We start from the raw sequence: 12,159 nt of genomic DNA, 5'->3' as shown, positions 1-12,159 counted from the left end.
CCACACGAGCAGTACGCCGTGGGGCGCCCCCACCCCGGCCCTCCCCCGCAAGCGGGAGAGGGAGCGCACCACCCGTGCGGTGCGCCCTTCGATGACGCCGCTAAGGCGTCACTTCTTCGCCTTGCCCGGATCCTTGACGGCTTCGAAGGTCTGGAACTCCACATTGTAGAGTTCGCCGTCGACCTTCTCGACCTTGCGGATGTAGATGTTCTGGACGATGTCGCGGGTTTCCGGATCGATCGAGATCGGGCCGCGCGGGCTCTCCCAGGCCATCCCCTTCATCGCCGCGATCAGGGAATCGCCGTCGGTCTTGCCCTCGGTCTTCTTCAGCGCCTGATAGATCAGGTTGATGCCGTCATAGCCGCCGACGGCCATGAAGCCGGGACGGCTGTTGAAGGCCTTCTTGTAGGCCGCGACGAACTCCTTGTTCTTGGCCGAGGGATGCGCCGCCGAATACATGTGGGCGGTGACCGCGCCGAGCACGGCGTCGCCCATGTCGTTCAGCAGGTCGTCGTCGGTGACGTCGCCCGGTCCGATCACCTTGATGCCGCTCTTGTCGAGGCCGCGCTCGGCATATTGCTTCATGAAGTTGCCGCCCTGCCCGGCCGGCACGAACACGAACATCGCGTCCGGCTTGGAATCCTTCATGCGCTGCAGGAACGGCGCGAAGTCCGGGTTCTGCAGCGGCACTTTGACTTCCTCGACGATCTCGCCGCCACCGGCGGTGAAGCGCTCCTTGAACGAGGCCAGCGCGTCGTTGCCCGGCGCGTAGTCCGAGGTCAGCGTCGCGACCTTCTTGATGCCGTTCTTGACCGCCCAGTCGCCGATGATCGTGGAGGACTGCGGCAGCGTGAAGCTGGTGCGGACGATGTAGGGCGACTTCTCGGTGATGATGGAGGTGCCGGCCGCCATCACGACCTGCGGGATCTTGCCTTGCGTCGCGAGCGGCGCGGCCGCGAAGGCCGCCGGCGTCACGCCGAAGCCGGCAATGACATTGACCTTGTCGTTGACGATCAGCTCCTGCGCCAGCCGCTTGGTGTTGTCGGGCAGCGCGGCGTCGTCCTTGAGGATGACCTGGATCTTCTTGCCGGCGACGGTGTCGCCGTTCTGCTGCATGTAGAGCTTGATCGCGTTGTCGATCTGCTTGCCGGTCGACGCCTGGCCGCCGGTCATCGGCACGATCAGGCCAATTTTGAACGTATCCTCGGCGTAAACCGGACCAGCGGCAACCGCGGCCGCGCCGAGCACCATCAGCCCCGCAATTCGATTGTTCACGTGCCATCCTCCCTTTGCGCCGCCTCTGAAGGACGGTGCTTAAGACCAAATGCCCAGTTTTGCGGCGACGCTAGAGCGATTTGTGATCTCCGAACATCTGCCGCACGCTCTAACAGCTATAGCAATTCGGAATAGATTCTGTATGCCAGCCATGCAACTGCGTAATTTCTGAGAGGGTTTAGCCCCGCGTGGCCGTGGGACAAAGTGCTGGGGAGCGAGTACGTTTACCGTAATATGATACCTTTATTTGGAGCCCAGCGCGTCGCTGGGTGACGACAAACCCGGGCCGCTCAACTCGCCTGCCCTGGTCCCAAATGCCCCGTTCGACATGGTGTTGCCGAGACATGCCACGCAGTTTCCGCCTTCTGATCCCGCTATTGGCCGTCTTTGCCGTGCTGCCCCTGGCCGGCTGCTCGTCGATCAACGCGAAGGTCGGCGCGGGCATGGGCGACGCGATCCCGCAATGGGCCGGCGGTCTGCCCGCGGACGCCCCGCCCCGTCCCGGAACGGTCGAATACGACCGGTTCATGCAGGAGCGGGAGCGGCGGCGGCAGATGCCGGCGAGCGAGCGCGACAAGGAGACGCAGTCCGACGCCAAGGCCCAGGCGCCGGCGTCCCAACGCTGAGGTCACCCCTGCTCGCGCCGTTCCACCCCGGCGCGCCAATGTCGCGATGGGCTTTGCGCATGACCCAGGACATGGCGTTCGACGCCACGCCCACGATCCGCGATGTCGGCTGGACCGCCCGCGACTTCCGCCAGCGGTTCGACTAGTCCATGAACACGACCGTCTTGCGGCCGTTGAGGATGACGCGGTCCTCGAGGTGATAGCGGATCGCCCGCGCCAGCACGCGGCGCTCGATGTCGCGGCCCTTGCGCACGAGGTCCTCGGGCGTATCGCGATGGCTGATGCGCTCGACGTCCTGGTCGATGATCGGGCCTTCGTCGAGGTCGCGGGTCACGTAGTGCGCGGTGGCGCCGATCAGCTTGACGCCGCGCTCATAGGCTTGGTGGTAGGGCTTGGCGCCCTTGAAGCCCGGCAGGAACGAGTGATGGATGTTGATGCAGCGGCCGGACAGGCTCGCCGACATCTCGTCCGACAGGATCTGCATGTAGCGCGCCAGCACGACCAGATCGGTCTGCGTGTCGTCGACCAGCTTCAGGATCGCCTGCTCCTGGTCGCGCTTGGTGTCCTTGGTGACCGGCATGTGGTGGAACGGAATGTCGCCGAAATCGAGCCCGGCATAGGTCTCGCGCGGATGGTTGGAGACGATCGCGGTCGGGATCATCGACAGGTCGCGGGTCCGCCAGCGGTAGAGGATGTCGACCAGGCAATGGTCGAACTTCGACACCAGCAGCATCACCCGGCGCTGCCCGGCGCGGTCGCGCATCTGCCAGTCCATTGCAAAGCGCTCGGCGATCGCGGCGAAGCCGGTCTGCAGCGCCGGCAGGTTGACGGCGAGATCGGCGGCGGTGAACACCACGCGCATGAAGAAGTGACCCGTCTCGAAGTCGCCGAACTGCTGGGCGTCGAGAATGTTCTGGCCATTATGGGCAAGGAACGTGGACACGGCCGAGACGATCCCGGGACGATCCGGGCAGGACAGGGTCAGGACATACTGGTGGTCGGACATGGCGATGGCGTCACCGGCGGGGAGATGAAGATGAATGATGCGGCGGGCTTGGCGCCCGTTCGGCCCTGCTCTACCACCCTCCGCACGCTTGCGCCAACGCTCGACGCGGAGGCAGGATGAACAAAAGATCACCTCTCACCGGCGAGACCAACCATGGCTGACAGGCTGACCGGCAACCGCATCCTCATTCTGGAGACCCGCGAGGAGGCGCAATTCTCCCGGCTGCTCGCCGAACAGGGCGCCGACGTGCTGCAATGTCCGATGTTCACGATTGAGGATGCGCCCGACCCGGCGCCGGTCGAGGCCTGGATCCGCCGCGCCATTGCGCAGCCGTTCGATGATCTGGTGCTGATGACCGGCGAGGGATTGCGGCGGTTGATGACGGTGGTGCGCCGGATCGGCGTCGAGGCCGAGTTCGTCGCAGCGCTGGGCAAGGCCCGCAAGTTCACCCGCGGCCCCAAGCCAGGGCGCGCCTTGCGCGAGCTCGGCCTCGAGTCGCAGGCGACGACCGAGAAGCCGACCTCCGAAGGCGTCGCCGAGTTGCTCGGACGCTACGACCTGAAGGGTCATCGTCTCGGCCTGCAGCTCTATCCCGACAAGGACCATTCCGCGCTGATCGGCGCGATCACGGCCGGGGGCGCCGCGGTGGACCCGGTGCTGCCCTATGTCTACGACGCGAAAGCGGCGGATTCGAATATCCTCACCGCCATCGACGAGATGATCGCGGGCCATGTCGATGCGATCGCGCTGACCAGCTCGGGCCAGCCGCGCCGGCTGTTCGACGTCGCCAAGGCGCACGGCGTGGAGGACCGGCTGCGGCAGGGACTGGCACGGACGCAGATCGCATCCGTGGGGCCGGTCGTGACCGATGAGCTCGCCGCGCATGGGCTGTCGCCATCGATCACGCCGGTGGGCGAGGCCTACTTCATGAAGCCGTTGATCTCGGCGATGGCCACGGCGCTGGGTGTGAAGGCACAGCGAACGGCACCTCATTGAAGATGTCGTCCCGGGCTTGACCCGGGACCCATAGCCACCGGCCGGGATGAGGCAGGTCACCGCCAGCCCGGTTCCCTAATAGCGTTCGGTGGCTATGGGTCCCGGCTCGAGGCCGGGACGACGGCGGAGAGTTACGCAAGAGCCTGCCCGGTCTCCTGCAGGAACGCCTGATAGGCGCGCTCTATTCCCTCCTCCAGCGAGGTCGTCGCGCGCCAACCGAGCTTGGCGAGGCGCGAGACGTCGAGCAGCTTGCGCGGCGTGCCGTCGGGGCGAGAGGGATCGAAGCTGAGGCGGCCCTGATAACCCACCGTGGCGGCCACCACCTTCGCGAAATCGGCGATGCTGATATCCTCCCCGGTGCCGATGTTCACCAGCTCGGCGTCCGAATAGGTCTTCATCAGGTGCACGCAGGCATCGGCCATGTCGTCGACATAGAGGAATTCGCGCCGCGGCGTGCCGGTGCCCCACACCACGACCTCCGGCGCCTCGCTAAGCTTAGCCTCGTGGAAGCGGCGGATCAGCGCCGCGACGACGTGGCTGTATTCGGGATGATAGTTATCGCCGGGACCATAGAGATTGGTCGGCATCACGTTGATGAAGTCGGCGCCATATTGGCTGCGATACGCCTCGACCATCTTGATGCCGGCGATCTTGGCGATGGCATAGGGCTCGTTGGTGGGCTCGAGCTGCCCCGTCAGCATGGCATCCTCACGCAGCGGCTGCGGCGCGAGCTTCGGATAAATGCAGGACGAGCCCAGAAACATCAGCTTCTCGGCGCCGTTCACATGCGCGGCGTGAATGACGTTGGTGGCGATTGCGATGTTGTCATAGATGAACTCGGCGCGCAGCGTGTTGTTGGCGACGATGCCGCCGACCTTGGCGGCCGCGAGGAACACGGCCTGAGGCTGCATCCGCGCGAACCACGCGAATACCGCGGCCTGGTCGCGCAGGTCGACCTCGCTGCGCGACACCGTCTGCAGCGTGACGCCTTCGCTCGCCAAGCGCCGCACCAGCGCGCTGCCGACCATGCCGCGATGGCCGGCGACGAAGACCCGCTTGCCACGGAGATCAAAAGGCTGGAGTTCAAAAGGCTGGAGATCAGAAGGCGTGGCCACGCACCGTCTCCTGCCGCGCCGCGCTGAGATCGCTCGCAACCATCTCCTTGACCAGCTGCGCGAAGCTGGTCTTCGGCGCCCAGCCGAGCCTGTCGCGCGCCTTGCTGCAGTCGCCGACCAGAAGATCGACCTCGGTCGGCCGGAAATAGGTCGGGTCGATGCGCACCACCGCCTTGCCGGATCTGCAATCGATGCCGGTCTCCTCGACCCCCTCGCCGCGCCATTCGATGCGGCGGTCGACCTCGGCGAAGGCGAGCTCGACCAACTCGCGCACCGAATGCGTCTCGCCGGTGGCCAGCACGTAATCGTCCGGCGTCTCGGCCTGGAGAATGCGATGCATGCCCTCGACATAGTCGCGGGCATGGCCCCAGTCGCGCTTGGCCTCGAGGTTGCCGAGATAGATCGTCTCTTCCAGGCCGGCCTCGATCCGCGCGACGCCGCGGGTGATCTTGCGCGTGACGAAGGTCTCGCCGCGAATCGGGCTTTCATGATTGAACAGGATGCCGTTGCAGGCAAACATGCCGTAGGCTTCGCGGTAGTTCACGGTGATCCAGTAGCCGTAGAGCTTGGCGCAGCCATAGGGTGAACGCGGGTAAAACGGCGTGGTCTCGCGCTGCGGGATCTCCTGGACCAGGCCGTACAGCTCCGAGGTGGAGGCCTGGTAGAACCGCGTCTGCTTCTCCATGCCGAGAATGCGAATGGCTTCCAACAGCCTGAGCACGCCGAGCCCGTCGGCATTGGCGGTGTATTCCGGGCTCTCGAAACTGACGCCGACATGGCTCTGCGCGGCGAGATTGTAGATCTCGTCGGGGCGGATCTGCTGCACCAGCCGGATCAGGTTGGTGGAGTCGGTCATGTCGCCATAATGCAGCAGGAACGGCACGTTGCCTTCGTGAGGGTCGCGATAGAGATGATCGACCCGCGCGGTATTGAAGGACGATGAACGCCGCTTGATGCCATGCACGGTATAGCCGAGGCCGAGCAGATATTCGGCCAGATAAGCCCCGTCCTGGCCCGTGACGCCCGTGATGAGGGCCACGCGGCCGCTGCAATTCTGCCCCACCATACCGTCTCCACACACTGACTCCGGCCGCCAGGGCCGCAGGTTCCCTGACGAGTCCATAGCCGGGACCAGCGGTCAAGCCCCGCAGACAAAGCCGCGCAAGATCAGCCGATTCAAGGCGGATTTAATCCCCGTAGCAGCGCAGCCGGTCGAGATCGAGCACCGTCACCCCGCCATATTCGACGCGCAGCAGACCCTCGCGCTCCAGCGACTTGAGGCATTGATTGGCATTCTGCCGCGACAGGCCGGACAGCGCGCCGATCTCCTCCTGGGTGATCTCCAGGTGGCGGGTCGTGTTCGGGTAGAGGATCGGATTGAATAGCGAGGCGATGCTGCGCGCCAGCCGCGCCGTCGCATCCAGCGTGCGGCCGACCTCGACGAGACCGATGAACTGGCCGAGCCGCTCATTGAGCTGGGTGACCAGGAAGCGGTTGAAGCCGACGCTGTTCTCGAACAGCCACATGAAGGTCGGCCGCTCCATCAGCGCCGCGCGGCTGTCGCGCAGCGCCACCACGTCATAGCGGCGCGGCTCGTTCTTGAGCACGCTGCCCTCGCCGAACCAGGCGCCCGCCGACATGCCGGCAAAGGTCGTGGCCTTCCCACCCCGCGATACCGTGCTCATGCGCGCGAGGCCCGTGACGATCCCCGTCCAATATTCGAACTGGTCGCCCCGCAGAAAGATGTGCTCGTTGGCCGCGAAGGAACGCTCGACGATGCCGGCTGCGGCCACGTCGATCTCCTCGGGCTTCAGATGGCGCGACCAGGGCGCAATGCGCAGCAGGGTGTCGGAAGAGATCAAGCCGTCATCTCGTCGTGTCGAATCCCACGGCGATCATATTGCATCGCAACAACGCCCGGATGAATTTTGCCTGGGAATTGTCAGGCACAAGACAGTTCCTGATAGCGCTTTCTCCTATCCAGGACCACCGCATTCGACTCGCCGAAGCCCACGCCGGGCGCATCGAGATGCGGCAAAGTGCACCCATCCGGGGCGGCCCGTCATTCGTCGGATGGCGCGGAACCGGCCCGCGGGATAGGCTTGCGCCAAGCGACGAGTTCAACGTCGCGCCACACGATTCCTGAAGAGCGCGCAAAGCGCCGAAGACCGTTCGGGAGGACGACTTGGACTATACGTTGGAAGCGCGCGGAGTCTCGCTGCGTTTCGGCGGGGTGAAAGCCCTGACCGACGTCAGCTTCGGCGTGCGCGAGGGCGAGCTGTTCTCGATCATCGGCCCGAACGGCGCCGGCAAGACCTCGATCGTCAACTGCATGTCCGGCCGCTACAAGCCGACCGAGGGCCGCCTGCTCCACCGCGGGCGCGACATCACCGGCCTGCCGCCGAACGCGCGCGCCAATATCGGCATCGGCCGCACCTTCCAGAACCTCGCGCTGTTCCACCACATGAGCGTGCTCGACAACATCATGGTCGGGCGCCATCACCTGTTGAAGAACAACTTCCTGACGGGATCACTGTACTGGCTGACCGGCGCGCGGCGCGAGGAGCTGAAGCATCGCGAAAAGGTCGAGCAGATCATCGACTTTCTCGACCTGCAGTCGGTGCGCAAGGCGCCGGCCGGTACCCTCTCCTACGGCCTGCGCAAGCGCGTCGAGCTCGCCCGCGCCATGGCGCTGGAGCCGCATCTCATCCTCCTCGACGAGCCGATGGCCGGCATGAACTTCGAGGAGAAGGAGGACATGGCCCGCTACATCGTCGACCTCAACGAGGAATACGGCATGACGGTCGTGATGATCGAGCACGACATGGGCGTGGTGATGGACATCTCCCACCGCGTCATGGTGCTCGATTTCGGCCGCAAGATCGCGGAGGGCGATCCCGCCGCGGTGCTCGCCGATCCCCACGTCAAGCGCGCCTATCTCGGCGAGGAGGACGAGCTGCTGGTCGATCCCGACGAGGCGCCGTCCATCGCGGAGGACGCGGCATGATGGACTATGCAGGCCGGGTCAAGCAGGCCGACACCTATCCGAAGCTGCTGCGGCTGAATGCGAAAGAACACGGCCGTGAGATCGCGCTGCGCGAGAAGGATCTCGGTCTCTGGCGCACCTTCACCTGGGCCGACTACCAGACGCGCGTGCGCGACTTCGCGCTCGGGATGGTCGAGCTGGGTCTCGGCAAGGACGACGTGATCGGCGTCATCGGCGACAACCGGCCGGACTGGGTGGCGGCGGAGATCGCAACGCATGCGATCCGCGGCCACAGCCTCGGCCTCTATCGCGACGTGCTCGACGACGAGGCCGCCTATCTCCTGAACTATGGCGAGGCGCGGCTGGTGTTCGCCGAGGACGAGGAGCAGGTCGACAAGCTGCTCAACCTCGCCGAACGCGTGCCGGCACTGAAGCACATCATCTATTCCGACCCGCGCGGCATGCGGAAGTATGACGATCCGAGATTGATGCCGGCCGACAAGCTGGCCGAGCTCGGCCGCGCCCGGGCTGCGCGCGAGCCCGATCTCTACGACCGGATGGTCGATGCCACGGTCGGCGACGACGTCGCCATCCTCTGCACCACGTCGGGCACGACCTCTCATCCCAAGCTCGCGATGCTCTCGGCCGCGCGCGTGCTCAAGCATTGCGCGACCTATCTCGCCTTCGACCCCAAGGGGCCGGAGGATGAATACGTCTCGGTGCTGCCGCTGCCCTGGATCATGGAACAGGTCTACGTGCTCGGCAAAGGCCTGCTCTGCCGGATGAAGGTCAACTTCGTCGAAGAGCCGGACACGCTGATGAACGACTTCCGCGAGATCGCGCCGACCTTCGTGCTGTTCGCGCCGCGCGTATGGGAGCAGATCGCCGCCGACGTCCGCGCCGCCGTGATGGATGCCTCGCCGCTGAAGCAGCGGCTGTACCACGTGGGCATGTCGGCTGGCCTTGCGGCGCTGGAGAAGGGCCAGCATTCGGGTTTCGCCGACATGCTGCTGTTCCGCGCCTTGCGCGACCGGCTCGGCTTCACCCGGCTGCGTTCGGCCGCCACCGGCGGAGCCGCGCTTGGGCCCGATACGTTCAAGTTCTTCCGCGCCATGGGCGTGCCGCTGCGCACGCTGTACGGTCAGACCGAACTGCTCGGCGCCTACACGCTGCATCCTGACGACAAGGTCGATCCGGACACCACGGGCGTGCCCATGGCCGCGGACATCGAGATCAAGATCGACCAGCCGGATAGCCAGGGCATCGGCGAGATTCTGGTGCGCCATCCCAACATGTTCCTCGGCTATTACAAGAACCCCGAGGCCTCGGCTGCCGATATCAAGGACGGCTGGATGCATTCCGGCGATGCCGGCTATTTCAACGACGCCAGGCAGCTGGTCGTCATCGACCGCATCAAGGACCTCGCCGAGACGTCGCGCGGCGAGCGCTTCTCGCCGCAATATATCGAGAACAAGCTGAAATTCTCGCCCTACATCGCCGAGGCCGTCGTGCTCGGCGCTGGCCGCGAGCATCTCGCGGCGATGATCTGCATCCGCTACTCGATCATCTCGAAATGGGCGGAAAAGAACCGCATCGCCTTCACGACCTATTCCGACCTCGCCTCGCGCAACGAGGTCTATGCGCTCTTGCAGAAGGAGGTAGAGACGGTCAATGCCCATCTGCCGCCCGCCCAGCGCATCACCCGCTTCCTGCTGCTCTACAAGGAGCTCGACGCCGACGACGGCGAGCTGACCCGCACCCGCAAGGTGCGCCGCAGCGTCATCAACGAGAAATACGCAGACATCATCGACGGCATCTATGGCGGCAAGCCGGCGATCCCGGTCGACACCGTCATCCGCTTCCAGGACGGCACGACGCAGCGCATCCGCACGACGCTGAAGGTGGTGGATCTGGGTGGCCATGGACCGATGGCGGAGGCGGCCGAGTGATGCGCTTGCTTTCAAACCCGGTCGTCATGCGCGGGCTTGACCCGCGCATCCATCCCCTTCCGAAAACCTCTCTTGCGATGGATCGCCGGGTCAAGCCCGGCGATGACGAGTGAGACTGACCATGAACTCCGCCTTCCTCATCCAGCTCCTGGTCAACGGCCTCGTGGTCGGCACGCTCTATGGCGTGGTCGCGATGTCGTTCGTGCTGATCTACAAGGCGACGCAAGTCGTCAATTTCGCGCAAGGCGAGCTGCTGCTGATCGGCGCCTGGGTGTGCTGGACGCTGCTCACCAAATTCCAGGTGCCGTTCTGGGCCGGCATGCCGCTGTCGCTGATCTTCATGTTCGCGTTCGGCATCGCCATCCAGGTCGTGATCCTCCGGCCGATGATCGGCGAGCCCATCATCTCGGTCATCATGGTGACCATCGGCCTCTCGACCGTGTTCCAGGCCGCGCTGAAATGGATCTACGGCGTCAACCCGCAGCCATTCCCGCCGGTGTTTTCCAGCAAGGCCGTCGACCTCTTCGGGCTGCAGATCCAGACCGTCTACGTGATGAGCCTGGTCGTGTCCGTGCTGATGATGCTCGGCATGGCCTGGTTCTTCAAAGCCTCGAAATACGGCCTCGCCATGCGCGCCACCGCCTTCAATCAGCAGGTTGCGCAGTCGCTCGGCATCTCCGTCAAGAGCGTGTTCGCGATGGCCTGGGCGATCTCGGCAACAGTCTCGGCGGTCGCCGGCGTCGTCGTCGCCGTGGTCAATGGCGTCTCCTCGGGTCTGTCCGCCTACGGCATCAAGGTGTTTCCGGCGGCGATCCTCGGTGGCCTCGACTCCGTCGGCGGCGCAGTGCTCGGCGGCATCATCATCGGCCTCTTGGAGAACATCGCGCAATATGTCGACAGCCAGTACCTGCACTGGGGCAATCTCTACGAGATCGCGCCGTTCTACGTCCTGATCATCATCCTGATGATCAAGCCCTACGGCCTGTTTGGCACCCGAGACATCGAGCGGATATGAGCATGATCGCCGAAAAGTGGGCACCGGCTTTCGGTAACGATCATGCTCAAACAAAGAAGAACGGCGAGCCCATGACGCAACTCAAGCCTGAGGCGAGATAGAAGCCCATCATGGTCGCACGTTCCACCATTCCCGCCGGTGACTTCCGCACCTCCTACGCGGCCGACACCACGATCTTCCCGACCACGACCAGCCGCAATTTCGCGATCGCCGGCGTGATCCTGCTGTGCTTCGCACCACAGGTATTCTCGGAGTTCTGGCTGTCGATCGCGATCCAGATCGGCATCTTCTCGATCGCAGCCCTCGGCCTGAACATCCTGGTCGGCTTCACCGGCCAGATCTCGATCGGCCAGGCCGGCTTCTTCCTGCTCGGCGCCTTCACCTCGGCCTACCTTAACAACGCCTATGCGATCCCGGTGTTCTTCGCGATTCCGCTCGCCGGCGTGGTCACCGCGCTGGTCGGGCTCGTGTTCGGCCTTCCCGCCGCGCGGCTGAAGGGGCTCTATCTCGTCATCGCGACGCTCGCCGCGCAATACATCCTGCTCGACTTCTTTTCACGGGCCGAGTGGTTCTCCGGCGGCTCGGTGCCTGCGTCGGCCAATCCGTTCTCGATCTTCGGCTACACGCTGCGCGGCGACCGGCAATATTTCTACGTCGTTCTCGCCTATGTGCTGGTCTGCTACATCCTGGTCACCAATCTGATGCGCACCCGCGACGGCCGGGCGCTGATCGCGATCCGCGACCATTATCTCTCGGCCGAGATCATGGGCATCAACCTGACCAAATACCGGACGCTGTCGTTCGGCCTCGCCGCCTTCTTCGCGGGCATCGCAGGCGCGCTGTATGCGCACTACCAGCTGGTGGTCTCGCAGGAAGGATTCGGCATCGAGCGCTCGATCCTGTTCCTGGCCATGATCATCATCGGCGGCACCGGCTCGATCATGGGTACCTTGATGGGGACGGCCTTCGTGGTGCTGCTGCCGGAATCGATGGAATGGCTCAGCCATCATCTCAAGGGCGGCGCGATCGACAAGGCGCTCGCGCTCAACAACAATATCACCTTCCTGCGCGAGATCGCGATCGGCCTGATCATCATCGGCTTCCTGATGTTCGAGCCGGACGGGCTGGCGCATCGCTGGCGGCAGATCAAGACATATTGGAAGCTCTACCCGTTCTCGCATTGATTCCAAC

Annotated in this window: 11 protein-coding genes; 6 read left to right on the top strand and 5 right to left on the bottom strand. The window is 64.6% G+C overall.

Annotated elements, in window-relative coordinates; all coding sequences use genetic code 11:
• Window positions 1–108: 108 nt before the first annotated feature.
• Window positions 109–1,251 (bottom strand): ABC transporter substrate-binding protein, encoded by a 1,143-nt coding sequence (locus ACQR1L_RS18970; protein ID WP_434859599.1) that lies wholly within the window; start codon window positions 1,249–1,251, stop codon window positions 109–111.
• A 368-nt stretch (window positions 1,252–1,619) separates the two neighbouring features.
• Here ACQR1L_RS18970 and ACQR1L_RS18965 point away from each other — a divergent pair, with 368 nt between their 5' ends.
• Window positions 1,620–1,901 (top strand): hypothetical protein, encoded by a 282-nt coding sequence (locus ACQR1L_RS18965; protein WP_434859434.1) that lies wholly within the window; start codon window positions 1,620–1,622, stop codon window positions 1,899–1,901.
• Between the two features lie 142 nt (window positions 1,902–2,043).
• Here ACQR1L_RS18965 and purU read toward each other — a convergent pair whose 3' ends face one another.
• Window positions 2,044–2,907, bottom strand: coding sequence for a formyltetrahydrofolate deformylase (purU, locus tag ACQR1L_RS18960; protein WP_434859433.1), 864 nt, complete (start codon window positions 2,905–2,907; stop codon window positions 2,044–2,046).
• Between the two features lie 153 nt (window positions 2,908–3,060).
• On the opposite strand from purU, the gene ACQR1L_RS18955 reads away from it, so the two are divergent.
• Window positions 3,061–3,903, top strand: coding sequence for a uroporphyrinogen-III synthase (locus tag ACQR1L_RS18955; RefSeq protein ID WP_434859432.1), 843 nt, complete (start codon window positions 3,061–3,063; stop codon window positions 3,901–3,903).
• A 131-nt stretch (window positions 3,904–4,034) separates the two neighbouring features.
• Here the strand turns inward: ACQR1L_RS18955 and fcl are convergent, their stop codons facing one another.
• The 3 genes from fcl to ACQR1L_RS18940 all read right to left on the bottom strand — a co-directional run bounded on the left by fcl (window position 4,035) and on the right by ACQR1L_RS18940 (window position 6,880).
• Window positions 4,035–5,018 (bottom strand): GDP-L-fucose synthase, encoded by a 984-nt coding sequence (gene fcl, locus ACQR1L_RS18950; RefSeq protein WP_434859431.1) that lies wholly within the window; start codon window positions 5,016–5,018, stop codon window positions 4,035–4,037.
• Window positions 5,002–6,057, bottom strand: a complete 1,056-nt coding sequence (gmd, locus tag ACQR1L_RS18945; protein ID WP_434859430.1) for a GDP-mannose 4,6-dehydratase — start codon at window positions 6,055–6,057, stop codon at window positions 5,002–5,004. Before gmd ends, fcl begins: the two co-directional genes overlap by 17 nt.
• A gap of 148 nt (window positions 6,058–6,205) precedes the next feature.
• Complete coding sequence (locus ACQR1L_RS18940; RefSeq protein ID WP_434859429.1) at window positions 6,206–6,880, bottom strand: Crp/Fnr family transcriptional regulator; 675 nt, start codon at window positions 6,878–6,880, stop codon at window positions 6,206–6,208.
• A 323-nt stretch (window positions 6,881–7,203) separates the two neighbouring features.
• Between ACQR1L_RS18940 and ACQR1L_RS18935 the strand changes: the two genes are divergently transcribed.
• The 4 genes from ACQR1L_RS18935 to ACQR1L_RS18920 all read left to right on the top strand — a co-directional run bounded on the left by ACQR1L_RS18935 (window position 7,204) and on the right by ACQR1L_RS18920 (window position 12,152).
• A complete protein-coding gene (locus tag ACQR1L_RS18935) occupies window positions 7,204–8,025 on the top strand; it encodes an ABC transporter ATP-binding protein (RefSeq protein ID WP_434859428.1) in 822 nt (273 codons plus the stop codon).
• Window positions 8,022–9,953 (top strand): long-chain fatty acid--CoA ligase, encoded by a 1,932-nt coding sequence (locus tag ACQR1L_RS18930; protein WP_434859427.1) that lies wholly within the window; start codon window positions 8,022–8,024, stop codon window positions 9,951–9,953. Before ACQR1L_RS18935 ends, ACQR1L_RS18930 begins: the two co-directional genes overlap by 4 nt.
• A gap of 121 nt (window positions 9,954–10,074) precedes the next feature.
• Window positions 10,075–10,968, top strand: coding sequence for a branched-chain amino acid ABC transporter permease (locus ACQR1L_RS18925; RefSeq protein ID WP_434859426.1), 894 nt, complete (start codon window positions 10,075–10,077; stop codon window positions 10,966–10,968).
• Window positions 10,969–11,078: 110 nt separating this feature from the next.
• Window positions 11,079–12,152: a branched-chain amino acid ABC transporter permease gene (locus ACQR1L_RS18920; RefSeq protein ID WP_434859425.1), complete on the top strand. Its 1,074-nt coding sequence runs from the start codon at window positions 11,079–11,081 to the stop codon at window positions 12,150–12,152.
• The last annotated feature ends 7 nt before the right edge of the window (window positions 12,153–12,159 follow it).

Origin of the sequence: Bradyrhizobium sp. HKCCYLR20261 (assembly GCF_051168435.1) — a bacterium.
Lineage (GTDB): Bacteria > Pseudomonadota > Alphaproteobacteria > Rhizobiales > Xanthobacteraceae > Bradyrhizobium.
Note: the sequence above shows the minus strand (reverse complement) of the source record. Positions and strands in the feature narration are given on the sequence as shown.